Here is a 24178-nt window from a genome sequence, read left to right on the forward strand (position 1 = left end):
CCCAGTGCCAATTAAAAAGTATAAACCAACATCCCCGGCAAGACGGAACATGTCCGTTTCTACATTTGAGGAAATCACCACAAATCAGCCGGAGAAATCGTTGTTGGCCCCACTGAGCAAACAAGCAGGCCGCAACAACCAAGGTAAAATTACAGTTCGTCACCATGGTGGTGGACACAAACGTAAATACCGTATCATCGACTTCAAACGTACTAAAGATGGAATACCGGGCCGCGTTGCTACGATTGAGTATGACCCGAACCGTACATCTAACATCGCTCTGATTCACTATGCTGATGGTGAGAAACGTTATATCATCGCTCCTAAAGGTTTGAAAGTTGGAGATCAAGTATTCTCCGGACCTGAATCAGACATCAAAATCGGTAACGCACTGCCACTCGAAAACATTCCAGTAGGTACCGTTATCCACAACATCGAGTTGAAACCAGGTAAAGGCGGACAATTGGTTCGTGCTGCTGGTACAGAAGCTCAATTGCTTGGTAAAGAAGAAAAATACGTTTCCGTTCGTCTCTCTTCCGGAGAAGTTCGTCGTATTTTGAAAGTTTGCCGCGCGACAATCGGATCTGTTGGTAACCAAGACCACGAGCTCATCAAAATCGGTAAAGCCGGTCGTAGCCGTTGGTTGGGTAAACGTCCAGAGGTTCGTGGTGTAGTAATGAACCCTAACGATCACCCACACGGTGGTGGTGAAGGTCGTGCTCCAATCGGACGTAAATCGCCAATGTCACCATGGGGTAAACCTACTCTTGGTTACAAAACGCGTAAGAAAAATAAAGCTTCTGATAAATACATCATTCGCCGCCGCACGAAGTAATACACATTGTGCATAACTTCGTGAGGCATCTGCGGATGCATAATAGCTACGTTTGAAGGGAGGATCTCCACATGGGTCGCAGTTTGAAAAAAGGGCCATTCATTGATGGCTACATGCTCAAAAAGGTAGAAGAGATGGAAGCTTCAGGTAAGAAGAACGTAATCAAAACCTGGTCCCGTCGTTCTACAATTTTCCCGCAATTCATCGGACACACATTTGGCGTTTACGATGGTCGTAAACACGTGCCAGTGTATGTAACTGAGGACATGGTCGGACACAAACTGGGTGAGTTCGCTCCAACCCGTACGTACAAAGGCCATACTGATGATGATAAGAAAACAAGAAGATAAATGAACATCTTTTAATGTTTGAGAGGAGGTTACACAATGGAAGCAAAAGCACATGCTAAGTTTATCCGGATTGCTCCTCGTAAAGTTCAACTCGTTGTTGACTTGATTCGCGGCAAGCAAGTAGGTGAGGCGGTTGCCATTCTCCGTCACACTCCGAAATCCGCTTCTCCTATCGTTGAGAAGTTGCTTAACTCCGCTATTGCGAATGCGGAACATAACTATTCTTTGGATGTTAATAACTTGGTTATCTCGCAAGCTTACGTGAACCAAGGACCGACAATGAAACGTTTCCGCCCTCGTGCAATGGGACGTGCAAGTCGTATTAACAAACGTACTAGCCACATCACTTTGGTGGTATCTGAGAAGTAGAAGGAGGGGAAATGTGTGGGCCAAAAGGTAAATCCAGTCGGACTCCGTGTCGGAATTATCCGTGACTGGGAATCTAAGTGGTATGCAGGCAAAGACTTCGGTGATCTTTTGATGGAAGACGTGAGAATTCGTGAATTCCTGAAAAATAAATTGAAAGACTCCGCTTTATCTCGTGTAGAAATTGAGAGAGCGGCTAACCGCGTAAACGTAACGATTCACACTGCTAAACCAGGTATGGTTATTGGTAAGGGTGGTTCGGAAGTTGAAAATCTTCGTAACCAAATTACGAAAATTGCTGGCGGTAAAAAAGTACACATCAACATTTCTGAAATTAAAAACCAAGACCTGGACGCTGTTCTTGTAGCTGAAAGCATTGCACAACAATTGGAACGTCGCGTTTCTTTCCGTCGTGCTCTGAAACAAGCAATTCAAAGAACTATGCGCTCTGGTGCTAAAGGTATCAAAACTCAAGTAGGCGGACGTCTTGGCGGTGCTGAGATCGCACGTTCTGAAGGCTACAGCGAAGGAACTGTTCCACTGCACACACTGCGTGCTGACATTGACTATGGTACAGCAGAGGCTCATACTACTTACGGACGTATCGGCGTAAAAGTATGGATCTATCGTGGAGAGGTTCTTCCTACGGCTAAGAAACAAGCTGCTAAGGAAGGAGGCAACTAATCATGTTGGTACCAAAACGCGTAAAACACCGTAAGCAACAACGTGGACATATGAAAGGCCAAGCTAAAGGCGGAACGACTCTGAACTTTGGCGAATACGGTCTGCAAGCTACGGAACCGGCTTGGATTACGAACCGTCAGATCGAAGCGGCTCGTATTGCGATGACTCGTTACATCAAACGTGGTGGTAAAGTTTGGATCAAAATCTTCCCAGACAAACCAATCACTCAAAAGCCTCTCGAGGTTCGGATGGGTAGCGGTAAAGGTAACGTAGAAAAATGGGTTGCAGTAGTGAAACCAGGTAAGATCATGTTTGAACTTGCTGGTGTACCGGAGGAAATTGCACGCGAAGCAATGCGTCTTGCCGCTCACAAACTGCCAATCAAAACGAAGTTCGTGAAACGTGAAGAATTGGGTGGTGAAGCAAATGAAAGCTAGTGAATTTCGCAACCTAACCTCTGCTGAAATCGAGCAAAAGATTGCCGGATTTAAAGAAGAACTCTTTAACCTCCGCTTTCAATTAGCTACCGGTCAGCTGGATAACCCGACTCGCATCCGTGATGTGCGGAAAGAAATAGCTCGTGCTAAAACCATTATCCGTGAGAGAGAATTGGGAATCGGTTAATTAGGGATAGGATGTACAATCCGTCCGTAATCAGGAAGGAGGCCAACAATGAGCGAAGAACGTAACGCACGTAAAGTGCAAACTGGTAAAGTGGTCAGCGATAAAATGGACAAAACAATTGTTGTTGCTGTAGAAACTTACAAAAAACACAACTTGTACCATAAACGCATTAAGGTTACTAAAAAATTCAAAGCACATGACGAAGAAAACACTGCGAAAATCGGTGACACGGTGAAAATCATGGAGACTCGTCCGCTTTCGAAAGATAAACGCTGGAGACTTACTGAAATCGTAGAAAAAGCGGTTATCATCTAATGCTCAGCAGCACTGCTGAAAGGAGGAATACTAAATGATTCAACCATTTACACGTTTGACTGTGGCTGACAACTCCGGTGCGAAGGAACTGATGTGTATCCGCGTACTCGGCGGTACGGGACGTCGTACAGCTCAAATCGGTGATCTGATCGTTTGTTCTGTTAAACAAGCAACACCAGGCGGCGTTGTCAAAAAAGGTGATGTAGTTAGAGCGGTTGTCGTTCGTACGAAACGTTCTGTACGTCGTAAAGACGGTTCCTACATCGGTTTTGATGAAAATGCAGCGGTTGTTGTAAAAGACGACAGAAGCCCACGTGGAACACGTATTTTCGGACCAGTTGCTCGCGAACTTCGCGATAAAGACTTCATGAAAATCGTTTCCTTGGCTCCAGAAGTTATCTAAAGCTTAATCTCGTGATGTTAGAAACAGGAGGTGTACGAAATGCCAAGAGTGAAAAAAGTTCTGGAATCCCATAACAACAAACTTCACGTTAAAAAGGAAGATACGGTTATGGTGATCAGCGGTAAAGACAAAGGTAAAAAAGGCCGTGTCATCGCTGCTTATCCTCGTGAGAACCGCGTCCTTGTGGAAGGTGTTAACATGGTGAAAAAACACCAGAAGCCTAACCAGCAAAATCCGCAAGGCGGCATTATCGAGAAGGAAGCTCCGATTCACGTTTCCAACGTAATGCACATCGATCCGAAGAGCGGAAAAGTAACCCGTGTAGGTTACAAAGTTTTGGATAACGGAAAGAAAGTGCGCGTTGCTAAACGTTCCGGAGAAATTATCGACTAATTGAACCGAATGAGAAAGGAGGGCTATGATTCATGGCATCAAGAATGAAAGAACGTTACCTGCAAGAAATCGCTCCTGCTTTGATGCAGAAGTTTAACTATACAACGGTAATGCAAGTGCCGAAAATCGAGAAAATCGTTATCAACATGGGTGTGGGCGACGCTGTCCAAAACTCCAAAGTGTTGGATTCCGCAGTAAGCGATTTGCAACTGATCGCAGGTCAAAAACCTGTAATCACTCGTGCTAAAAAATCTATCGCAGGATTCAAACTGCGTGAGAATATGCCTATCGGTGTTAAAGTAACATTGCGCGGCGAGCGTATGTACTTCTTCCTCGATAAACTGTTCAACGTTACGCTTCCTCGTGTCCGCGACTTCCGCGGTGTATCTAGCAAAGCTTTCGACGGACGTGGTAACTACACACTGGGTCTGAAAGAACAATTGATCTTCCCAGAGATCGAGTATGATAAAGTTGATAAAGTCCGCGGTATGGATATTGTCATCGTAACAACGGCGAAAACAGACGAAGAGTCCCGCGAATTGCTCACGCAAATGGGAATGCCTTTCGTTAAGTAATGTTGGCATAACGTTTCCGGGTGTCTGGAAAGACTCCCTTTTCTCCGAAATTATTTAGGAGGTGTCAGGCTAAGTGGCAAAAACTTCGATGAAAGTTAAACAACAACGTACACCTAAGTTTAAAGTACGTGCATATACACGCTGTGAGCGTTGCGGACGTCCACATTCGGTCCTGCAAAAGTTCAAAATTTGCAGAATTTGTTTCCGTGAATTAGCTTATAAAGGCCAGATCCCTGGCGTGAAAAAAGCAAGCTGGTAAAAAGTCCTGAACGGGAAGGAGGTTAACTCACAATGACTATGTCTGATCCAATTGCAGATATGCTTACTCGTATTCGTAACGCGAACACTGTTCGTCACGAAACGGTAGAAATGCCTGCTTCGACAATGAAAAAACAAATCGCCGATATCCTGAAGCGTGAAGGTTTCATCCGTGACGCTGAAGTTATCGATGATAACAAACAAGGGATTATCCGTGTTTTCCTGAAATATGGTCAAAATAACGAGCGCGTTATCACTGGTCTGAAAAGAATCAGTAAACCTGGTCTTCGTGTTTACACGAAAAGCAACGAAGTACCTCGTGTACTTGGTGGCCTGGGAATCGCGATCATCTCGACATCTAAAGGTATCATGACGGACAAAGAAGCTCGTCAATCGAAATCCGGCGGAGAAGTCGTTTGCTACGTTTGGTAATATAACGTCACAAGATAGGAGGTGCAACATATGTCTCGTATTGGTCGCAAACCAATCACAGTACCAAGTGGTGTAGACATCACCCTGGACAACACCGTTATTACGGTAAAAGGACCAAAAGGAACTTTGACTCGTGAGCTTCATAAAGACATGAAGGTTACAGTTGAAAATAACGAAATCACAGTTGTGCGTCCTTCCGATAACAAAACTCACCGTTCTTTGCACGGCACAACGCGTAGCGTTGTAAACAATATGGTGAGCGGCGTTACTGAAGGATTCGCAAAATCTCTGGAATTGGTTGGGGTCGGATATCGTGCAAGCAAATCCGGAGATAAAATCGTTCTGAACGTTGGCTACTCTCACCCGGTTGAAATTACACCGGAAGCGGGAATCGAATTCGAAGTACCTTCGAATACGAAAATCATCGTTCGCGGAATCGATAAAGAGCGTGTAGGTGCTTACGCTGCTAAAATCCGTTCCGTTCGTGAACCTGAGCCGTACAAAGGTAAAGGTATTAAATATGAAGGCGAGCGTATCATCCGTAAGGAAGGTAAAGCCGGTAAGAAGAAATAAGATTTCTCTTACCGCCTTTGCGCGGCTTTCGGCTTGCTTGCTTCGTGTGTTTCTAATATACCCCGTGGCTTCTGCTTTGAAGCCAGCGAGGTAACCTGAAAGGAGTGAATCTTTGAGATGATTACGAAACCAGATAAAAACAAGGCTCGTCTGAAAAGACACCTTCGTGTTCGTAAGAAAATCCAAGGAACGGCAGCACGTCCTCGTTTGAACGTATTCCGTTCTGGTAAACATATGTACGCTCAAATTATCGATGATGTTGCTGGTGTAACAATCGCTTCCGCGTCTACTGTAGACAAAGAATTGAGCACTGACATCAAAAATGGCGCATCTGTTGAATCAGCTCGTAAAGTCGGCGAACTCGTTGCTAAACGTGCGAAAGACAAAGGTGTTTCCAACATCGTATTTGACCGTAGCGGATATCTGTACCATGGTCGTATCGCAGCTTTGGCTGAAGCGGCTCGTGAAGCAGGACTTGAGTTTTAAGATATTTTTCAAAAGGAGGTTAACGACTTGCGTGTAGATCCGAATACTTTGGAACTGACTGAAAGAGTTGTAAATATTAATCGCGTAGCTAAAGTAGTAAAAGGCGGACGCCGTTTCAGCTTTAGCGCACTGGTTGTAGTCGGCGACGGCAACGGCTGGGTTGGAGCTGGTATCGGTAAAGCGGGCGAAGTACCTGATGCAATTCGCAAAGGTATTGAAGACGCTAAGAAAAACCTTGTACACGTTCCACTCGTAGGAACATCGATTCCTCACTTGGTAACAGGTAAGTTCGGCGCAGGACGTGTGCTGTTGAAACCAGCATCTGAAGGTACTGGTGTTATCGCTGGTGGTCCTGTACGTGCGGTTCTCGAACTTGCTGGTGTAGGTGACATTTTGACAAAATCTCTGGGTTCTTCGAATTCCATGAACATGGTCAATGCGACTTTGGAAGGTTTGTCCCGTTTGAAGCGTGCTGAAGACGTGGCTAAACTGCGCGGAAAATCCGTCGAAGAGCTTCTGGGTTAAGGAGGGAATTCTCATGGCGAAATTAGAAATTACCCTCGTCCGCAGCTTGATCGGACGTCCGGAGACGCAAAGAACAACTGTGAAAACATTGGGTTTGCGCAAAATCAATAGCAAAGTGGTTCAAAACGATAATCCTGCCATTCGTGGTATGATTAACAAAGTAAGCCACTTGGTTGCTGTTAAAGAAGTAGAAGCTTAATAACGGGTTAATCCCACAAATCTTTAAGGAGGTGCAACGAACGATGAAGTTACATGAGCTTTCACCATCTCCTGGATCCCGCAAAGAACGTAAACGTCTTGGTCGCGGTCCAAGTAGTGGTACAGGTAAAACATCAGGTCGCGGTCACAAAGGACAAAACGCTCGTTCTGGCGGTGGAGTACGTCCAGGCTTCGAAGGTGGACAAAATCCATTGTATCGTCGCTTGCCAAAACGTGGTTTTGTAAACCCAACTCGCAAAGAATATGCAGTTGTGAATACTGAAGACCTGAACAGTTTTGCTGCGGGTACTGAAGTAACTCCAGAATTCTTGATGACGAACGGCGTAGTTAAAAACGCTAAATCCGGAATCAAAATCCTGGGTAACGGTGATGTCACTGTGAAGCTGACTGTTAAAGCTAACAAGTTTTCTCAATCTGCTATTGAGAAAATTGAAGCTGCCGGCGGTACAACTGAGGTGATTTAATGTTCAAGACCCTAAAGAATATCTGGCGGGTTGAAGATCTGCGCAAAAGGGTATTATTTACCCTTTTTGTACTGATCATTTACCGCATCGGCTCCTTTGTTCCCGTACCGGGAGTTAACAAAGATGTGTTCGAAGCGACAAATTCTGCGGGTAAAGAAGTTTTTGGACTTCTCAATACGTTCTCGGGTGGAGCGCTCTTCCAGTTCTCGATATTTGCGCTCGGGATCGTGCCTTACATCACTGCGTCTATCATAGTACAGTTGCTTTCCATGGACGTTATTCCTAAATTAGCGGAGTGGGCAAAGCAAGGTGAACAAGGTAAGAAGAAATCTGCACAGTTGACCCGTTACTTAACCATCGGGCTGGCATTGATTCAAGCGTTTGGTACGTCGATCGGATTCAACCGCTTGTACAATACAGAGATGGTGCCTAACGCTACATTTGCAGATTATATCTTGATTGCGATTGTACTTACGGCCGGTACTTCATTCCTGATGTGGCTTGGTGAGCAGATCACCGAGAAGGGCATAGGAAACGGGATTTCGATCTTGATCTTTGCGGGTATCCTATCAACGGTGCCTAATATTATCAAACAAACGATCGAATCTGACTTCATTCAACCTGACCAACTGTTTATGAATATTCTTAAAGGTGTAATCATCGCAATTGTTATTGTGTTGATCATCATAGGGGTCATTTACATTCAGCAGGCGATTCGGAAAATTCCGGTACAGTACGCTAAACGTGTCGTAGGTAACAAAATGTACGGTGGACAGAATACACATATCCCGCTGAAAATTAATGCAGCAGGTGTTATCCCTGTCATCTTTGCTTCATCGCTGTTGATGTTCCCAACGATCATCGCCAACTTCTGGGCAGATCGCCTTTGGGCACAGTGGATCGGACAAAACCTGACTACACACAAACCTCTGGGTATGTTGCTGTATGTCGTGATGATCTTCGGTTTCACATTCTTCTATACTTTCGTACAGATGAATCCACAGCAGATGGCTGATAATATGAAAAAGAACGGCGGTTACATCCCAGGCATTCGCCCGGGTAAAGCAACCGAGAAATATCTGACCCGTGTCATGACTCGTTTGACAATGGCCGGAGCCATCTTCTTGGCAGTCATTTCCGTTCTGCCTGTATTCTTAGGGGCACTTTCTGGTTTGCCTCAATCTGCGCAAATTGGAGGAACATCCCTCCTGATCGTTATCGGTGTTGCGCTGGATACGATGAAGCAAATCGAAAGCCAATTGATCAAACGCCACTACAAAGGTTTTATCAATAAATAGGCAATAGGTACCGGTCAAGCTAAGATTTACTTGCCGGCACCTATTGTGCTGTTTGTTGATGTAGGGTAGTCTTGGAGGGAGTGACATAACGTGAACATCCTATTCATGGGCCCTCCGGGGGCAGGAAAAGGAACACAAGCAGACGTCATCGTGAAAGAGTTCGGTATTCCCCATATTTCAACAGGCGATGCATTTCGTCTCGCGATCAAACAGGGAACTCCCATTGGCCTGAAAGCCAAGGAATATATGGATCAAGGATTGCTTGTACCAGATGATGTGACCATTGGCATCGTTGAAGAACGTTTGCAGCAGCCTGACTGCAGAGAAGGTTTCCTCTTGGATGGATTTCCAAGAACCCTGTCGCAAGCAGAAGCGCTCGATGGCATTCTGGATCGATTGAACTCAGGTCTCGATCATGTAATCAACCTGAAAGTGGATCGCAACAAATTGCTCGCTCGTCTGACGGGCCGTCGAATTTGTAAGAACTGTGGTTCCACTTATCATGTGGTGTTCAATCCGCCTAAGCAGGAAGGTATTTGTGATAAATGCGCTGGTGAGTTGTATCAACGCTCTGATGATAATGAAGAGAGTGTAGGTACCCGACTGGACGAGTATATCAACAAAACAGCACCACTCCTCACGTTCTATGAGACTAAAGGTCTTCTTCGTCAAATGAACGGAGAACAGGATATCGATCAAGTTTCTAAAGAAATCGTGTCCTTACTGAGAGGTTAATTGATGATCATTGGTAAGTCCGAAACGGAACTGGGCTTGATGAGGGAAGCAGGGAGAATTGTTGCGGAAACGCATCGTCTCTTGGCAGAGCATATCGCTCCCGGTATTACGACTGGAGAACTTGACCATATGGCTGATCAATACATTCGCAGTCAAGGAGCTGTGCCGTCTTTCAAAGGTTATAACGGTTTCCCTGCCAGTGTGTGCGCTTCAGTAAATGAAGAGTTGGTACATGGATTTCCCGGCAAACGCAAGTTGAACGAGGGCGATATCGTTACGTTTGACATTGGCGCGCAGTACCAGGGGTATCATGGAGATTCCGCCTGGACTTATCCGGTCGGCCGTATTTCCGAAGAAGCCCGTCGTCTTCTGGACGTTACCGAGGCTTCGTTATACGCAGGTCTGGCGCTGGTAAAACCGGACGTTCGCTTGTTTACAATATCTCATGCGATTCAGAAATATATTGAAGATGAAGGGTTCTCCGTAGTTCGTGAATATGTCGGTCACGGCATAGGCGCGGATCTGCACGAAGAACCACAGATTCCGAACTATGGTCTTCCCGATCGGGGACCACGGCTTAAAGCGGGCATGGTGCTGGCCATAGAGCCGATGGTTAACGTAGGTAGACGGTATGTGAAAACGTTGGAAGATAACTGGACTGTCGTCACGGTTGATGGAACGTTATGTGCCCACTTTGAACACACCGTAGCAGTTACACCTGATGGTATGGAAATTTTCACGAAACTGAATGCGTAGGTGATGAGGCATGAACAATCAGTCTAATCCGCAGCTCGGTCAACTTGTGAAGATCCGTAAAGGCCGCAATGCGGACCAAGCCGCAGTAATTGTTGCTATAGCGGACAGTAAGTTCGTGTATATTGCGGATGGAGACAAACGTAAGTTTGATCAACCCAAGAAGAAGAATATTCTTCATCTTGAACTCCAGCCCATGATTAGCAGCGAGGTTGTAAACAGTTTAAACGAGTGTGGTCGGGTGACAAATGGAAAGCTCCGCTATGCGGTTCATTCATTTCTGGAATCCACCAACATTCAAGCTGATGAGAAAGGAGACTGACTAATGGCCAAGGAAGATGTCATTGAAGTGGAAGGTACGGTTCTCGAACCGCTACCGAACGCAACATTCAAGGTTGAGCTTGAGAACGGTCATCAAATTCTCGCTCACGTTTCCGGAAAACTACGGATGCACTTTATCCGTATCCTGACTGGAGACAAAGTAGTTGTTCAGTTGTCACCTTATGATTTAACAAAAGGTCGTATAACTTACCGTAAATAGTAGTAGACAGTTGCAATGAACTGTGAAGCTTATGTAGCGGGTTTTGCCCGGCAAAACTTGCGAAAGCTTCGAAGCCGGTTTTACAATAGTAGAACAAGGTCAATGCTTACGAAGAGGGTTTTGCTTAGCAAAACTTTGAGGAGGTAATTCACATGAAGGTAAGACCTTCGGTCAAGCCGATTTGCGAAAAGTGCAAAGTCATTCGCCGCAAAGGGAATGTTATGGTTATCTGTGAAAATCCGAAACACAAACAAAAACAAGGTTAAAGAAGGGGGTGTAGCGTAAAATGGCACGTATAGCTGGTGTGGATTTGCCACGTGATAAGCGCGTTGAGATCGCCTTGACTTATATTTTCGGAATCGGTAAAACGACTTCCCAGAAAATTCTGAGCACAACAGGCATCAATCCGGACACTCGTGTTCGTGATTTGACGGAAGATGAAGTCAGCAAATTGCGTGAAAGTATCGATAAAGAGGTCAAAGTTGAAGGTGACCTGCGTCGAGAAATCTCTTTGAATATTAAACGTTTGACGGAGATCGGTTGTTACCGTGGAGTTCGTCATCGTCGTGGTCTGCCTGTTCGTGGACAACGTACGAAAACGAATGCTCGTACTCGTAAAGGTCCTCGTCGTACAGTAGCGAACAAGAAGAAATAATAAGGGGGGATAAGAGAAAATGGCTAAACCGAAAAAAGTCGTACGTACTAAACGTCGTGACCGTAAGAATATTGAATCTGGCGTGGCGCATATCCGTTCCACTTTCAATAACACTATCGTTACTATTACGGATCCTCACGGAAATGCAATTTCGTGGGCAAGCTCCGGCGGCCTCGGATTCAGAGGTTCCCGTAAATCGACTCCGTTTGCTGCACAAATGGCTGCTGAGACTGCTGCCAAAGCTGCAATGGAACATGGGATGAAAGCCGTTGAGGTTATGGTTAAAGGACCAGGCGCAGGCCGTGAAGCAGCGATCCGCTCTTTGCAAGCTGCTGGTCTTGAAGTTAACCTGATCAAAGACGTAACTCCAGTCCCGCATAACGGATGCCGTCCTCCAAAACGTCGTCGTGTCTAATGAGATTTGCCCCTGCGTGTGGTATATTTCCGGCACAATCTGCTAATAATGGTTGTTTAGGCATACTACTACATGTTTTCGCAAGAGAAGGTAAATGTTTCATAGAGGACCGACGTTTTGAAGGAGGGGTATTGCAGTGATTGAAATCGAAAAGCCGAAAATTGAGACGGTAGACGTCAACGATGATGGCACCTATGGGAAATTCGTAGTAGAACCGCTTGAGCGCGGATACGGTACGACGCTTGGAAACTCGCTTCGCCGAATCTTGCTCTCGTCACTGCCGGGTGCGGCAGTGTCTTCGGTTCAAATCGATGGCGTTCTGCATGAATTTGCTACAGTTCCTGGCGTAATGGAAGATGTTACGGAGGTTATTCTTAACCTGAAAGCTTTGTCGCTTAAGATTCATTCGGATGAGGAGAAAGTTCTCGAGATTGATGCTGAAGGCGAAGGAGCAATTACGGCTGGAGATATCCGTGCTGACTCCGATGTAGAAATCCTTAACCCGGATTTGCACATTGCTACGCTCGGACCAGGTTCGAGACTTCACATGCGTATTTTTGCCAATCGCGGTCGCGGCTACGTCCAGGCAGATCGGAATAAACGCGATGACCAGCCGATCGGCGTCATCCCAGTCGATTCCATCTTCACCCCGATCAGTCGCGTTAACTACGCTGTGGAAAATACGCGTGTCGGTCAAGTGACCAACTATGACAAGCTCACGTTGGAAGTTTGGACTGATGGAAGTATTCGTCCTGAAGAGGCTGTAAGCCTTGGCGCTAAAATTTTGACTGAGCATTTGATGCTCTTCGTGGGTCTTACAGACGAAGCGAAAGATGCAGAGATCATGGTCGAAAAAGAAGAAGACAAAAAAGAAAAAGTACTCGAAATGACGATCGAAGAGCTGGATCTCTCTGTTCGTTCCTACAACTGCCTCAAACGTGCCGGTATTAATACTGTGCAAGAGCTGACTACGAAAACAGAAGAAGACATGATGAAAGTCCGTAACCTCGGACGCAAGTCTTTGGAAGAAGTTCAAGAGAAGCTTGAGGAACTTGGTTTGGGACTCCGTACAGAAGAATAGACAGCCGAGTGCTTGAAGTGAAGGAGGGAAAACAATGGCATACCAAAAGTTGGGCCGTAATTCCAGCGCACGTAAAGCTTTGTTCCGTGACCTGGTAACCGACCTGTTCTTATACGAACGCATTCAGACAACTGAAGCGAAAGCAAAAGAGGTTCGCTCTATTGCTGAAAAACTGATCACTAAAGCGAAAAAGGGAGATCTTCATGCCCGTCGCCAAGTGGCAGCATATGTTCGCCGCGAAACTATCGATGGTGAGCAAGATGCAATCCAAAAACTGTTTAGCGAATTGTCCGGTCGTTACGCTGAGCGTCCAGGTGGATACACTCGTATCCTGAAACTGGGACCTCGTCGTGGTGACGCAGCGCCAATGGTTTACTTGGAACTGGTAGACCGCGCGTAAAACAGATGAGATGAGGAAAGGGGACAGAATCAAATGATTCTGGATTAACCCTTTTTTTCTCTTCATTTCGGAATTCGTGCTGTAATAGAAGCTCCGTAAGGGGCTTCTTTTGCTGTTCGGGATAGGGATATGTATAGTATGGAACAAAGGTGTGGTAATAATGCGGAACTTATGTATGACGTTAACTTATGATGGCACTGCCTATTACGGCTTTCAAGTTCAGCCGGGAGGGAATACCATTCAGGACCATCTTGAAGATGCCATTCGTGCGTTGACCGGTGAGACTGTTAAAATTACAGGATCAGGCCGAACGGATGCAGGCGTTCACGCTCGCAGACAGATCTTCAATTTTCCTACGGAGTCCCAGATCCCGATTGAACGTTGGTGTATTGCACTCAACTCCAGATTACCATCGGATATTGTTGTTATTGATGCGATTGAAGTTTCGGCTGATTTTCATTCTCGCTATGCAGCGAAAAAGAAAACGTATCGTTATACAGTCAATGCGAACCAATTTCCAGATGTTTTCAACAGAAGATTGCAGTATCATCATCATGCGAAGCTGGATATTATGGCAATGCAGGAGGGCTTGCATCATTTCATAGGGACGTATGATTTCACCTCTTTTGCTTCACGCAAGTCTCAGAAAGAGAATCATGTACGTTCGGTATACGAAGCATGGATTGAAGTGGACCGATCAATGTGCAGAGACCATCCGCGCGATCAGGGTGTCATTCACATTTATGTGAGTGGTAACGGCTTTTTGCAGCATATGGTTCGCATCATTGTAGGGACACTGCTGGAGATCGGAGAGGGCAAACGGAAAGCCTCTGATGTACCGAAAATGATTGCTGCATGTAATCGATCTGCTGCAGGACCTACTGCAGTTAGCTGCGGTTTAATGCTCTGGGATCTTGAATACAAAAAAGATTAAATTTGGTGAGTGAAAAGCTTAATTAACACTTGCGATTTAAGCGCCTATCATGTAATATAAAAGTTGTGTTTTCTTAATGGCTTTCCCACAGCCCCAATTAAGAGGTTCACATCGAATTTACAATCCATCAACACCTAAAGTTATAACTTAACGAACGAAGATAAATGAAAATGATGATTTTGAACATTTTAAGGAGGAACTTTTCATGCGTACTACGTACATGGCGAAGCCTAACGAAGTTGAGCGCCAATGGCACATCATTGATGCTGAAGGCAAAACCCTCGGACGTTTGGCGAGCGAAGCAGCTGCTTTGATTCGCGGCAAACACAAGCCACAATTCACTCCACATGTGGACACTGGCGATTTCGTTGTTATCATCAATGCTGAGAAAATCGTATTGACTGGTAAGAAAATGCAAGGTAAAAAATACTACCGTCACTCAATGCACCCAGGTGGTTTGAAAGTAACTACTGCTGAAGAGATGGTTAAAAACAAACCTGAGCGTATGTTGGAATTGGCTGTTCGCGGTATGCTTCCTAAAACTCGCATGGGCGAGAAAATGAAGTTGAGACTTAAAGCGTACAGAGGCACTGAGCATCCACATGCAGCACAAAAACCAGAAGTTTACGAACTTCGCGGTTAATTAAAAGGAGGACAGTTTCATGGCACAAGTACAATACTATGGGACAGGTCGTCGTAAACATTCGGTAGCACGTGTTCGCCTTGTACCGGGTGAAGGACGCATTGTCATCAATAAACGTGATATTAATGAATACTTCGGTTTGGAAACACTCAAACTGATCGTAAAACAACCACTGAACTTGACAGAAACGCTCAACAACTATGACGTTCTTGTTATTGCTCATGGTGGCGGAATCTCCGGTCAAGCCGGCGCAATCCGTCATGGTATCTCCCGCGCTTTGCTGAAAGCAGATCCGGAATACCGTGCATCCCTGAAAAAAGCAGGATTCCTGACTCGTGACCCACGTATGAAAGAGCGTAAAAAATACGGTCTTAAAGCGGCTCGTCGCGCACCTCAGTTCTCCAAACGTTAATATGTTTAAAAGCCTTTGGCCTCGGCCGAAGGCTTTTTTTATTGATGTATGGCTATGTGGTCATACAATGGTTCACCTTTTTCAATGGATCTCATATCTCTCCGATGTATATATTAATTTCATGCATAGCCCTTTTAAACACCCTAATGTGCCTCCGGATGCTTACTTTAATATGTACACCCATGTGCCTTTAATATCCCCTATACCCCTTAAACGGTTCTCTCGATGTACTCGTGCGCATCTTTACTACCCTCTCCATAACAGTTTCTTTATTAGTCTATCTAGTCGACTCATACTTCTTTCCTGAATGTGTTCAGTATGTTGGTATCAATGATCTTTTAGTGTTAGTCTCATCAGTTTTTCTTATGGATACGATAAATGTCTCTTACATATCAATTGCGACATGTTGCAATCTTGCTCAGCTTAAAACTTGTTCTTTTCATACCTCAATTCCAATCGACCAGTGAAATTTTGGTTTTATTCTTAGTAACACAGACTTTCCAAACCCAGTTGCAGCAAAGGTTTCCAACGTTAATGGGCAGATTGTTACCTTCCGGGAGATTTGGGCCAACCTGATTGGTTTTATCTGGATAAAAGATAATTGCACAAATTAAGCTAAAATATTCTCTGAAAAGCCAGTTAAAACTGGATAGGAACTCATCATTATTACCAGATGGTAGGCATTGACATCCCCAACGAAAGATTTATACTATACATAATTCATATTAGATTAGTCGGCTTTAAGATTAAGAAGTATTGAAATGCAGAATGGGGGAAATTCAGAGATGAACTTGTTGGAGAAAGAAGAACTGGCACGTACAAAGGCAGAGGAACTGGAACATGCCAGTCCAGAGGATATTATTCGTTATGCCATTGAAACATTTCCAAATATCACTTTTGCATGTAGCTTTGGTGCAGAAGATGTTGTACTTGTAGATATGCTTCAGAAGATCAGCCCATCCACAGATATTTTTTATCTGGATACGGATTTTCATTTTAAGGAAACGTACGAGACACGTGATAAGATGCAGCAGAACTACAATCTTGATTTTGTACGTGTTTCACCTAAAATCACTCCTGAAGAGCAGGCAGCACAACATGGTGATGAGTTGTGGAAGTCTGACCCCAACGGATGTTGCAATATCCGCAAAGTTGAGCCGCTGACACGTATTCTTTCCCAGTATGATGCGTGGATTACAGGTATCCGTAGAGATCAGGCACCAACTCGTGCCAATTCGAAGAAGGTTGAGTATGATTCAAAGTTTGGCCTGATGAAGTTTAATCCAATTGCGCATTGGACGACGGAGGATGTATGGCAGTATATTCGTGACAATAACGTAGTATATAACCCACTTCACGATCAAAACTATCCGAGTATCGGTTGTGAGCATTGTACGCGTCAAGTTATGCCTGGCGAGGACCCACGTGCTGGACGCTGGTCTGGTAATGATAAAACGGAATGTGGCCTTCATAAATAATAGATAAACAAGGAGCTGACAAGATGACATCGATTCTGCCTCATGGAGGTACGCTGGTTCAGCGTATCGTACAAGGAGAAGAACGGGAGCAACTGCTGCGAGAGAGTAGTGATTTATCCTCTTTGCTTATTAATACCTGGACGATATCAGATTTGGATCTGATTGGGGTGGGTGCGTTCTCACCACTTCAAGGTTTCATGAATGAGGAAGATTATCTATCGGTTGTGTCACGCATGCGTCTCACAGATGGGACAGTCTGGAGTATACCGATTACACTTGCTGTTGACGATAAACAAGCGGCATCCCTTCAGCTTGGTAAACTTGTGAAACTTGTTGGAGATCAAGATGGGGTAACCTATGGATTGCTCGAAGTCCAAAGTATATACCAGGTCGATCAGGCTGAAGAAGCGCGGCGTGTATTCAAAACAGATGATCCAGAGCACCCGGGTGTTAAAAAACTGTTGGAGCGCCCTGCAACATATGTAGGAGGTCCAATCCAAGTTCTGAATCGTCCGAAACCCGCGAAGTTTGAAGAGTTCTATTATGATCCTGCAGATACCCGGAAGATTTTCCAGGAGAAGGGTTGGAAGACCGTAGTCGGTTTCCAGACACGTAACCCGGTCCATCGGGCTCATGAGTACATCCAGAAGAGTGCTATGGAGATTGTAGACGCACTCTTCCTGAACCCGCTCGTTGGAGAGACGAAGTCGGATGATGTTCCCGCAGATGTTCGTATGAAGAGTTATCTGGTTTTGCTGGAGAACTATTACCCAGCTGATCGTGCGTTTCTTGGTGTGTTCCCTGCAGCTATGCGATATGCTGGACCACGAGAAGCTATTTTTCATGCGATGGTGCGTAAAAATTACGGTTGTACCCACTTTATCGTCGGTCGTGATCATGCGGGTGTAGGTGATTATTACGGAACATATGAAGCACAGGAGATCTTCACTAACTTTACAGCGGAGGAACTGGGGATTACCCCGTTGTTCTTCGAACATAGCTTCTTCTGTACGAAATGTGGAAACATGGCTTCCAGCAAAACTTGCCCACATGATAAGGAGCACCACATGACGCTTTCCGGTACCAAAGTGCGTGGCTTGCTGCGTGACGGCCAGTGTCCTCCACCTGAATTTACACGCCCTGAGGTAGCTGAGGTGTTGATTGAAGGAATGGCGGAGCAAGTCCGATCCTAACGGTATATTTGTCCATCTTGTCCCATATAGATGATTAGAGTCATTTATAGGGACGAGGTGGTTTTTTTATGCGTAAAAATATGGGGAAGCACTTTGTAGTCTGGATCAGGTTAAAAACAATTAAAAGGGTTATGCTGAGCCTCTGTCTGTTGGCCATGTTAGTGGCAGTAATGTCCTACGAGTTACCTTCCGCAAAGACATCAGGCTACTTGAGTTTGCCAATGGCAGGTAAGGTCATTGCCATTGATGCAGGACACGGAGGTCCGGATGGAGGAGCTGTTAGTAAACAGGGGGTTATTGAAAAAGATATCAACTTGTCTATCGCCCTGTATGTGAGAGATTATTTGCAACAGGCAGGTGCCTTAGTGGTGATGACACGAGAAATTGATACTGATCTGGCTGAATCAGACACTAAGGGATACTCCAAACGCAAGACGGAAGATCTGAAGCAAAGAGTGCGGCGAATAGAGGATAAGCAAGCAGACCTTTTCATCAGCATTCATATGAACAGTGTTCCTTCTAACCGATGGAGTGGAGCGCAGGTTTTCTACACACCTAACCATCCGGATAACGAAGGACTGGCCAATCTGCTTCAACAAGAGATGGTTCGTAATCTGGAGAATACAGATCGAATCGCCAAAACGGTTAACACAGTTTATCTATTACAGGCTTTGAAGATCCCGTCAGCACTTGTAGAAGTAGGTTTTCTTTCTCATCCGGAAGAGGCACGTCTGCTTGCTGATGAAGCCTACCAACGTAAAGTAGCTGCTTCGATCTACAATGGGGTTCTAAGATATTCCTCAGGAGAACGGCCTAAAAGTTAGTCAGAACAAGAAAGGTAATGATATAATTGGGACAGCAAACCTAAATTACATGCCAATAGATAAAGCTGAGGTGCTGTCTGATGTTATCAAAAGAACAGATACTTGAACTATTACAGCCATTACAAGAACCGCAATTGGGAGTAAGTCTTACCGAATTGGAATGGATTCGTGATGTTATGGTGAAAGAAAATCATGTGGCTCTGACCATGGTGACACTGGAGAATCGACCTGAGGATACAACGGCCTTGAGTGATGCTGCGCGTAATCTGTTATCCCAGCATGGATTGAAGGATGTACATATTCGCGTGCGTGCAGCTTCTGAACATGATCGTGAGAGCCTGAACATGGGACAACCTGATGAAGAGCAAGATCGGGACGAAGTACTCGTAAAAGGTCACGCAGCGGGTCTGGATGGACATGAACTGTTAAGTCCTGAATCAGGCGTTCGTTTTATTGCTGTGGCCAGTGGTAAAGGCGGCGTTGGTAAATCAACAGTGACGGTTAATCTCGCTGCGGCCTTGGCACGTCAAGGTAAGAAGGTGGGATTAATTGACGCTGACATCTATGGTTTCAGTGTACCGGACATGATGGGGATCGAAGAATATCCGGTTGTGGAAGATGGTGTTATTCAACCAGTTGAACGTTTCGGTGTCAAAGTTATGTCGATGGGTTTCTTTATTCGTGAGAACAACCCGGTAATCTGGCGTGGACCTATGCTCGGTCGGATGCTGCGTCAATTCTTTACTGATGTCCAGTGGGGCGAGTTGGATTATATGTTACTGGACTTGCCACCGGGTACGGGGGATGTTGCTTTGGATGTGCATCAGTTGTTGCCCCAGAGCAAGGAGATTATCGTTACTACACCACATGCAACAGCAGCTTTTGTTGCAGCACGTGCAGGTGCAATGGCCATCCAGACTGATCATGAGTTACTTGGTGTGGTTGAAAACATGGCTTATTACGAGTGTGGCAGTTGCGGAGAGAAGGATTATGTCTTTGGTCGTGGAGGCGGGGGGAGGCTTGCAGAAAGTCTGCATACGAGCTTGCTGGCCCAGATTCCTTTGGGTACTCCGGATAATCATCCTTCCGAGCCTGACTTCTCACCGTCTGTATACAAAGCAGACTCCCGTATCGGGGCCATCTACGATGAAGTGGCTCGATCCATTGAATCCAAATTTTAACGGGATGTTCGTTATAAATACAAATAAAGCCTGCGTCCATTCGGATGCAGGCTTTTCAGTTTCTGGAATATACCAACATCTACTGTTTATGAACCTCCACCGCTGCCAGAGTCTCCACTTCCACCATCTCCGCCATCACTACCCTCTTGCCCTTGCCCTTCTTGTCCACCTTGCTCTTGCCCTTGTTGTCCGCCACTTTCTACTTTTGGTTGCAATTCTTCCTGCACAACCTTCTTGAGCAAAGTAAGGACTTCCATACGGAATAACGGGTTTTGCATTACTTCCTGCATAACAGTCATCGTCTGTTTGCGATAATCCGGTGTCTTGGTCATATCCATGAACATCTTGGAGACTTCAGGTGACTTCATGATGTCCCCAACAGATTTTTGGTACGTGGGATCTTTAATCAATTGCATGTGAAGCTGTTTGCTTTGAGCGTTGATTGCTTTGGCAAATTCTCCAGCAAACTTTGGATCGGTCATGATTTTCTCGAATTCCTTTTGGTATTCAGGAGCTGTGATGGTGTCTTTTACTGCAATACGTATTTGTTCCGAAGATTGCACAGGCATTAACATTTTCATACCAATGGTTCCCGAACCACCACCCGATCCGCCACCACCTTCTTCTGAACCTCCACCTTCGCCTTCACCGCTGGATGAGCTTTGACCTGTAAGAGCTTCCTCTACTGCTTTCTTGCCTTCATCACTTTTTAAAATATCTACAACCATCGTTTTCATCTCTTTATAACTGCCCTGAGGAGGCGAAGAACTCTGATCTGAACCGCAGCCGGCAAGCATGACGGATAGCCCCAGTACGACACAGCATAGCTGCCACAAAGGCCGTTTCATGTGTACAATCCCTCCTTGATTAGATACTGGATGTAGTATGTGATGGGAAAGGGGGAAATATGTTGAGCAATGATGGTTTTTTGCTGAGAAGGTTGGTAAAATAAACACTCGGGGGTGGAAAACATTTGAATTTACGTAAATGGTTTTTCCTGTTTTGGACAGCCTTGCTTATTGGGGCCGCGGGATCATTGGGTACGGGATTAATTATGATGCTGGTGAACGGGGAGAAGACAAATGGATTAAATGATTTTCTTCTGTATCTTCTAATCCTGTTTGGATCCGGGGTTATGATCAGCGTGTATTCACAAATGGGTTTCTTTGCATATCTGATACTGAATTATATGGGTAAAGGTGTATTTCCCAAGCGCGGTTGGCAAATCGTGCAAATTATCTTAACGGTGTTAGCCCTGCTTGACGTAATGTTTTTACGTCTGTTCGTAGGGGGGGATCGGGAACGAATATCGGATATTGTGCTCGGTATCATTATTTTGGCAGCTGCAATTGTTACCGCTTACGTTAAGGTGAGATTGACTCATATTTCCGCGCTCGTACCGACACTCTTTTTCATGATTGCTGTCACCGTAGTGGAGACGATCGGCGTATTGCGCATTGATGTGAATGCCGCAACCATCTTTATTGTGGTTCCCTTGCTCTTATGTAATGCATACCAAATGCTGATATTGCACAGGCTGGTGGATGTATCAACGAATCAGAGCATAAATGGAAGTGGAAAGGCAGAGCCGCTGAAGGAAAGTCGAGCATAGCTTTTTTTGAAAATAAAAACATACTAAAAAGAGCTAACCTGGTTAGCTCTTTTCAACTTTTACGCCCTATTTGAGCTGTCGCTCCAATAATCTAGCAATTATTGACCGCTGGCTTGGTCACGAACTTCTTTACCTTCTACACTGGAATGGTTCAGTAACTCTGACACAGTGACGAATTCATATCCCTGATTTTTTAATTTGTCGATAATGACAGGGAGTGCTTCATGAGTTTGTTTGGATGAATCGCTGGCATGCAGCAGCACAATATCACCTGGGTGCGCTTTGCTAACTACTCGATCAACAATCGTTTGTACACCAGGGTTTTTCCAATCCAGGGAGTCAGTATCCCATTGTACCACCTGATAGTTCAGACTATTGGCTACCTGAAGCACACGCTTGTCAAAGTCCCCGTTAGGCAGACGCAGTAACTTCGGTTCTTTTCCCGTTAAATCGGTTAAAATGCTATGAGCTGTCGAAATTTCTTTGCGAATTTCTTCCTCGGTCAGGCTGCTGTAGTTCTCGTGTCTATGTCCATGGCTGCCAATCTCATATCCCGCATCTTTGATAGCTGTAACAATCTCGGGGTGTGTCTTGCTCCAGGGGGATGAAAGGAAAAAGGTGGCCTTCTGCACTTTATTCTCCTGAAGAACTGTCAGAATCGGTTCTGTCCGTTTATCACCCCAGCTAATGTCAAAGGTTAGTGCGATCACCTTCTTCTCGGTTGGAACGCTGTAGACGGCTGATGGTGCTTCCTCCGAGAATACGGAGACATTACCGCTCTCCAGATAGATAATACCGATCGCAAAGACGGCAGCAACCAGGACAATCAGGTAACGTTTAATCTTTTTGCCGCTAAATACATAGAACGAGTTCATTTCAATAAGCGCCCCTCTCCCATAAGAAATGCTTGTTTACTCTCCAATGTATGCTCGTACTGCCCAGTTATTCGTCACTGATCCTTGTTTGTCCATCATTTTAGATTCTACAGGAGGTTATTATGTTAAAATTCAGTACATTTCTTAAAGATCTTGGTTCCATCCGAAGTGCATTGATTTGGTCCGTAGTTTTATTTGCCGCAGGAATAGGGGCAGGATGGGTGAGTACAGGTCCACTAGAGGAACTGTTGTTGAACCAAATCGGAGGATTACGCGAGGTCAGTGAACGGCTCGAGCAGGGGGGCAATGTGCAATGGAACTTCTTCCTGTTCATCTTTTTCAATAATGCCATCAAAAGTGTACTTGTCATCTATGCCGGTATATTCTTCGGAATCCTGCCTGTTATCTTTCTGTTAATCAATGGTATGGTCCTTGGATTTGTCGTGCACACCACGATGAATTATGGGGCAAGCTTTTATGATATTGTGGTTAAGGGCTTACTTCCACATGGCATTATTGAGATTCCGGTGATTATCATTGCTTGCGCATTCGGACTGAAGTTTGGTGGGCTGGTTATCAAAAGTCTTGTTCAACTTGGAAGTGACAAACGAAATACCATTGATACACGGTGGAGAGTGTTCATGAACAGAACGTTAACCGCATCCTTCTGGGTTGTCATCTTGCTTCTTGTTGCAGCAATCATTGAAAGCACACTTACATATGCTCTGGTGAGAGGATAAAATTTTGTGATGGTTGGCATTCATAAATTTTCAGAAAGTTGACCATAACAATAAAACGGGTTCCAGCAACACCCACAAAAAAAGCGAATGCAAGGGGTGTTGCATGAAACTTGTGTAAGTGTGATAAAGAGGCTATGCACAAAAAGGAGAACTCTAATGCTGGGTATGTTGTTTAATGAGAAGGAATGCAAGGAACTAGACTATGTGCTGCGTAAAGAGTTAGATGAGATGCTGTTCGATCTAAGTGATAATCGTCTTGACCAAGAGATCAAATATGCTATCGCGAGCCGATATAAGACTGTGTTCCGCATGTATGCACGCTTTGCTCCGCCAAAAGAGTTGTCCAAGTATGCAAGAGGTGGGAAGCTGAAAAAGTCGAAGCCGTAATGCTGAAGCTGGTCATATATTCGCTGTATAGTAGTGGAAGTGAGGTGCGGCTCTTAAAAATGGGTGCTGTACCTCTGAACCATGATCATAGCGAATTTATTATAAGGGTTATACTTTTTGTCGAAAAAGGGTTGACCTTTCTAAATTCATATGGTAAATTAATTTTCGTTCCTTTTTTAGGAGCGGTTCACCGAAACAAGCATGAAAATAAAACAATTTGAAACAATTGAAAAAATAATGCTTGCAAAGAGAACTTCAACATGGTATATTATAAAAGTCGCCGCTGAAACGACGACAACATGCAAAACAGTAACAAATTGAATGTTTGATCTTTGAAAACTGAACAACGAGTGAGTAACATTCTGCTTGCAGAATGAACGCAAAAGTTTGAAACAAGCCTTGGCTTGAATCGACTGGAGCACAAATGAGATGTTTAATCTCGTCAGATTCAAAATGAGCTTATCGCTCTTTTCAATACTTTATTGGAGAGTTTGATCCTGGCTCAGGACGAACGCTGGC

Annotated in this window: 39 protein-coding genes; 37 read left to right on the forward strand and 2 right to left on the reverse strand. The window is 44.9% G+C overall.

Annotated features, from left to right (window positions below; all coding sequences use genetic code 11):
• The first annotated feature begins 4 nt into the window (after positions 1-4).
• The 34 genes from rplB to WFI24_RS32870 all read left to right on the forward strand — a co-directional run bounded on the left by rplB (position 5) and on the right by WFI24_RS32870 (position 20045).
• The gene (rplB, locus tag WFI24_RS32705) at positions 5-835 is read left to right on the forward strand and encodes a 50S ribosomal protein L2 (protein WP_017692078.1); all 831 of its coding nucleotides are present in this window, start codon (positions 5-7) and stop codon (positions 833-835) included.
• 71 nt (positions 836-906) lie between these two features.
• Positions 907-1185 (forward strand): 30S ribosomal protein S19, encoded by a 279-nt coding sequence (gene rpsS, locus WFI24_RS32710; protein WP_062836183.1) that lies wholly within the window; start codon positions 907-909, stop codon positions 1183-1185.
• 36 nt (positions 1186-1221) lie between these two features.
• The gene (gene rplV / locus WFI24_RS32715; protein WP_024633583.1) at positions 1222-1554 is read left to right on the forward strand and encodes a 50S ribosomal protein L22; all 333 of its coding nucleotides are present in this window, start codon (positions 1222-1224) and stop codon (positions 1552-1554) included.
• A 15-nt stretch (positions 1555-1569) separates the two neighbouring features.
• Complete coding sequence (gene rpsC / locus WFI24_RS32720; RefSeq protein ID WP_076216858.1) at positions 1570-2235, forward strand: 30S ribosomal protein S3; 666 nt, start codon at positions 1570-1572, stop codon at positions 2233-2235.
• Between the two features lie 2 nt (positions 2236-2237).
• Entirely contained in the window at positions 2238-2672 is a 435-nt protein-coding gene (rplP, locus tag WFI24_RS32725; RefSeq protein ID WP_017692082.1) for a 50S ribosomal protein L16, read from the forward strand.
• Positions 2662-2859, forward strand: a complete 198-nt coding sequence (gene rpmC / locus WFI24_RS32730; protein WP_017692083.1) for a 50S ribosomal protein L29 — start codon at positions 2662-2664, stop codon at positions 2857-2859. The genes rplP and rpmC overlap by 11 nt, the downstream gene beginning before the upstream one ends.
• A 48-nt stretch (positions 2860-2907) precedes the next feature.
• Positions 2908-3174 (forward strand): 30S ribosomal protein S17, encoded by a 267-nt coding sequence (gene rpsQ / locus WFI24_RS32735; protein WP_017692084.1) that lies wholly within the window; start codon positions 2908-2910, stop codon positions 3172-3174.
• Between the two features lie 34 nt (positions 3175-3208).
• Positions 3209-3577: a 50S ribosomal protein L14 gene (gene rplN / locus WFI24_RS32740; RefSeq protein WP_017692085.1), complete on the forward strand. Its 369-nt coding sequence runs from the start codon at positions 3209-3211 to the stop codon at positions 3575-3577.
• A 39-nt stretch (positions 3578-3616) separates the two neighbouring features.
• Positions 3617-3970 (forward strand): 50S ribosomal protein L24, encoded by a 354-nt coding sequence (rplX, locus tag WFI24_RS32745; protein WP_017692086.1) that lies wholly within the window; start codon positions 3617-3619, stop codon positions 3968-3970.
• A 32-nt stretch (positions 3971-4002) separates the two neighbouring features.
• Entirely contained in the window at positions 4003-4545 is a 543-nt protein-coding gene (gene rplE / locus WFI24_RS32750) for a 50S ribosomal protein L5 (protein ID WP_062836185.1), read from the forward strand.
• 73 nt (positions 4546-4618) lie between these two features.
• The gene (locus WFI24_RS32755; protein WP_013312154.1) at positions 4619-4804 is read left to right on the forward strand and encodes a type Z 30S ribosomal protein S14; all 186 of its coding nucleotides are present in this window, start codon (positions 4619-4621) and stop codon (positions 4802-4804) included.
• 32 nt (positions 4805-4836) lie between these two features.
• Positions 4837-5235 carry a 30S ribosomal protein S8 gene (gene rpsH, locus WFI24_RS32760; RefSeq protein ID WP_017692088.1) on the forward strand — a complete coding sequence of 133 codons (399 nt, stop codon included), beginning with the start codon at positions 4837-4839 and terminating at the stop codon, positions 5233-5235.
• A 30-nt stretch (positions 5236-5265) separates the two neighbouring features.
• Complete coding sequence (rplF, locus tag WFI24_RS32765; protein ID WP_017692089.1) at positions 5266-5808, forward strand: 50S ribosomal protein L6; 543 nt, start codon at positions 5266-5268, stop codon at positions 5806-5808.
• Between the two features lie 117 nt (positions 5809-5925).
• Positions 5926-6294: a 50S ribosomal protein L18 gene (gene rplR / locus WFI24_RS32770; protein WP_017692090.1), complete on the forward strand. Its 369-nt coding sequence runs from the start codon at positions 5926-5928 to the stop codon at positions 6292-6294.
• Between the two features lie 27 nt (positions 6295-6321).
• Entirely contained in the window at positions 6322-6819 is a 498-nt protein-coding gene (gene rpsE / locus WFI24_RS32775) for a 30S ribosomal protein S5 (protein WP_017692091.1), read from the forward strand.
• Between the two features lie 13 nt (positions 6820-6832).
• Positions 6833-7018, forward strand: a complete 186-nt coding sequence (rpmD, locus tag WFI24_RS32780; RefSeq protein ID WP_017692092.1) for a 50S ribosomal protein L30 — start codon at positions 6833-6835, stop codon at positions 7016-7018.
• A gap of 43 nt (positions 7019-7061) precedes the next feature.
• Positions 7062-7502 (forward strand): 50S ribosomal protein L15, encoded by a 441-nt coding sequence (rplO, locus tag WFI24_RS32785; protein ID WP_062836188.1) that lies wholly within the window; start codon positions 7062-7064, stop codon positions 7500-7502.
• A complete protein-coding gene (secY, locus tag WFI24_RS32790; protein ID WP_047841120.1) occupies positions 7502-8800 on the forward strand; it encodes a preprotein translocase subunit SecY in 1299 nt (432 codons plus the stop codon). Before rplO ends, secY begins: the two co-directional genes overlap by 1 nt.
• Before the next feature lie 90 nt (positions 8801-8890).
• Complete coding sequence (locus WFI24_RS32795) at positions 8891-9535, forward strand: adenylate kinase (protein WP_145326568.1); 645 nt, start codon at positions 8891-8893, stop codon at positions 9533-9535.
• Positions 9536-9538: 3 nt separating this feature from the next.
• Complete coding sequence (gene map / locus WFI24_RS32800; RefSeq protein ID WP_062836189.1) at positions 9539-10291, forward strand: type I methionyl aminopeptidase; 753 nt, start codon at positions 9539-9541, stop codon at positions 10289-10291.
• A gap of 10 nt (positions 10292-10301) precedes the next feature.
• Positions 10302-10610, forward strand: a complete 309-nt coding sequence (locus WFI24_RS32805; RefSeq protein ID WP_145326567.1) for a KOW domain-containing RNA-binding protein — start codon at positions 10302-10304, stop codon at positions 10608-10610.
• Positions 10611-10613: 3 nt separating this feature from the next.
• Positions 10614-10829 (forward strand): translation initiation factor IF-1, encoded by a 216-nt coding sequence (gene infA / locus WFI24_RS32810; RefSeq protein ID WP_017692098.1) that lies wholly within the window; start codon positions 10614-10616, stop codon positions 10827-10829.
• 152 nt (positions 10830-10981) lie between these two features.
• Complete coding sequence (gene rpmJ, locus WFI24_RS32815; RefSeq protein WP_003333770.1) at positions 10982-11095, forward strand: 50S ribosomal protein L36; 114 nt, start codon at positions 10982-10984, stop codon at positions 11093-11095.
• 20 nt (positions 11096-11115) lie between these two features.
• Positions 11116-11484, forward strand: a complete 369-nt coding sequence (gene rpsM, locus WFI24_RS32820) for a 30S ribosomal protein S13 (protein ID WP_062329455.1) — start codon at positions 11116-11118, stop codon at positions 11482-11484.
• A gap of 19 nt (positions 11485-11503) precedes the next feature.
• Positions 11504-11899 (forward strand): 30S ribosomal protein S11, encoded by a 396-nt coding sequence (gene rpsK, locus WFI24_RS32825; RefSeq protein ID WP_017692100.1) that lies wholly within the window; start codon positions 11504-11506, stop codon positions 11897-11899.
• Between the two features lie 136 nt (positions 11900-12035).
• Positions 12036-12980 carry a DNA-directed RNA polymerase subunit alpha gene (locus tag WFI24_RS32830; RefSeq protein ID WP_017692101.1) on the forward strand — a complete coding sequence of 315 codons (945 nt, stop codon included), beginning with the start codon at positions 12036-12038 and terminating at the stop codon, positions 12978-12980.
• 34 nt (positions 12981-13014) lie between these two features.
• Positions 13015-13380 carry a 50S ribosomal protein L17 gene (gene rplQ, locus WFI24_RS32835; RefSeq protein WP_017692102.1) on the forward strand — a complete coding sequence of 122 codons (366 nt, stop codon included), beginning with the start codon at positions 13015-13017 and terminating at the stop codon, positions 13378-13380.
• 160 nt (positions 13381-13540) lie between these two features.
• The gene (gene truA, locus WFI24_RS32840; RefSeq protein WP_336765995.1) at positions 13541-14314 is read left to right on the forward strand and encodes a tRNA pseudouridine(38-40) synthase TruA; all 774 of its coding nucleotides are present in this window, start codon (positions 13541-13543) and stop codon (positions 14312-14314) included.
• Between the two features lie 205 nt (positions 14315-14519).
• Positions 14520-14957, forward strand: coding sequence for a 50S ribosomal protein L13 (gene rplM, locus WFI24_RS32845; RefSeq protein ID WP_024633564.1), 438 nt, complete (start codon positions 14520-14522; stop codon positions 14955-14957).
• A 19-nt stretch (positions 14958-14976) separates the two neighbouring features.
• Positions 14977-15369 (forward strand): 30S ribosomal protein S9, encoded by a 393-nt coding sequence (gene rpsI / locus WFI24_RS32850; protein WP_017692105.1) that lies wholly within the window; start codon positions 14977-14979, stop codon positions 15367-15369.
• A 785-nt stretch (positions 15370-16154) separates the two neighbouring features.
• Positions 16155-16847 carry a phosphoadenylyl-sulfate reductase gene (locus WFI24_RS32855; RefSeq protein ID WP_336765998.1) on the forward strand — a complete coding sequence of 231 codons (693 nt, stop codon included), beginning with the start codon at positions 16155-16157 and terminating at the stop codon, positions 16845-16847.
• 23 nt (positions 16848-16870) lie between these two features.
• Positions 16871-18040 carry a sulfate adenylyltransferase gene (gene sat, locus WFI24_RS32860; protein ID WP_336765999.1) on the forward strand — a complete coding sequence of 390 codons (1170 nt, stop codon included), beginning with the start codon at positions 16871-16873 and terminating at the stop codon, positions 18038-18040.
• Positions 18041-18108: 68 nt separating this feature from the next.
• Entirely contained in the window at positions 18109-18864 is a 756-nt protein-coding gene (cwlD, locus tag WFI24_RS32865) for an N-acetylmuramoyl-L-alanine amidase CwlD (RefSeq protein WP_336766001.1), read from the forward strand.
• Between the two features lie 80 nt (positions 18865-18944).
• A complete protein-coding gene (locus WFI24_RS32870; RefSeq protein ID WP_336766003.1) occupies positions 18945-20045 on the forward strand; it encodes an Mrp/NBP35 family ATP-binding protein in 1101 nt (366 codons plus the stop codon).
• Positions 20046-20131: 86 nt separating this feature from the next.
• Here WFI24_RS32870 and gerD read toward each other — a convergent pair whose 3' ends face one another.
• On the reverse strand, positions 20132-20893 hold the full coding sequence (gerD, locus tag WFI24_RS32875) for a spore germination lipoprotein GerD (protein WP_336766004.1): 762 nt from the start codon (positions 20891-20893) through the stop codon (positions 20132-20134).
• A 125-nt stretch (positions 20894-21018) separates the two neighbouring features.
• Here gerD and WFI24_RS32880 point away from each other — a divergent pair, with 125 nt between their 5' ends.
• Positions 21019-21657 (forward strand): KinB-signaling pathway activation protein, encoded by a 639-nt coding sequence (locus WFI24_RS32880; protein ID WP_336766005.1) that lies wholly within the window; start codon positions 21019-21021, stop codon positions 21655-21657.
• Positions 21658-21755: 98 nt separating this feature from the next.
• Here WFI24_RS32880 and pdaB read toward each other — a convergent pair whose 3' ends face one another.
• A complete protein-coding gene (gene pdaB, locus WFI24_RS32885; protein ID WP_336766007.1) occupies positions 21756-22532 on the reverse strand; it encodes a polysaccharide deacetylase family sporulation protein PdaB in 777 nt (258 codons plus the stop codon).
• 122 nt (positions 22533-22654) lie between these two features.
• Here pdaB and WFI24_RS32890 point away from each other — a divergent pair, with 122 nt between their 5' ends.
• Positions 22655-23272, forward strand: a complete 618-nt coding sequence (locus tag WFI24_RS32890; RefSeq protein WP_336766008.1) for a stage II sporulation protein M — start codon at positions 22655-22657, stop codon at positions 23270-23272.
• 156 nt (positions 23273-23428) lie between these two features.
• Positions 23429-23659, forward strand: coding sequence for a hypothetical protein (locus WFI24_RS32895; RefSeq protein ID WP_017692114.1), 231 nt, complete (start codon positions 23429-23431; stop codon positions 23657-23659).
• Positions 23660-24178: the final 519 nt, after the last annotated feature.

The organism is Paenibacillus sp. USHLN196, assembly GCF_037144955.1.
In the GTDB taxonomy this organism is placed as follows: Bacteria; Bacillota; Bacilli; order Paenibacillales; family Paenibacillaceae; genus Paenibacillus; species Paenibacillus xylanexedens_C.